2 protein-coding genes are annotated in these 485 nt (G+C 44.8%); both read right to left on the minus strand.

Annotation, left to right across the window (positions count from 1 at the left end; all coding sequences use genetic code 11):
• On the minus strand, window positions 1–227 hold a 227-nt coding region (locus tag AC1DUA_RS40465), incomplete at its 3' end, for a SpoIIIAC/SpoIIIAD family protein (RefSeq protein WP_477504999.1).
• A gap of 10 nt (window positions 228–237) precedes the next feature.
• Window positions 238–441: a stage III sporulation protein AC gene (gene spoIIIAC / locus AC1DUA_RS40470; RefSeq protein ID WP_477505000.1), complete on the minus strand. Its 204-nt coding sequence runs from the start codon at window positions 439–441 to the stop codon at window positions 238–240.
• Window positions 442–485: the final 44 nt, after the last annotated feature.

Consider the following 485-nt stretch of genomic DNA (forward strand, 5'->3'; position numbering starts at 1 on the left):
CCGATGATTTTCAGGATCGTTTTGAGAAACACCATATTGATATTTGATTTTTGCGCTAAATCTTCAAGCACCTGGATGACACTGGAGATTTTGCCGATCAGAAACAAGAAAATCATGATGCCTGTAAAGGCGGCCAACAAGAACGCAAACATGGGTTTCTGCTCTTTGATAATGAGCGTAAGTATCGTAACGATGAGCCCCAGGCCTACAATCTGGATGATTTCCATACGGCACACCTCATTGGAATAGGAAGATCGTTTTGATTTCTTTAAACAAATGATCGAGCATGCTGACAACCATGAAGAGCAYGACCACGAAGCCAATGACCGTGACCCAGTGTGCCATATCCTCTTTCCCCATTTGCTTAAGCACCGAATGGATCATCGCGATGATGATGCCGATGCCGGCAATCTGGAAAATGGCATTCACATCTACGTTCATTCCAGGCACCTCACTCTGTTGACAAGGAACTTCTGCCATAGGAC

This window comes from Paenibacillus sp. 01T422 (assembly GCF_056398785.1).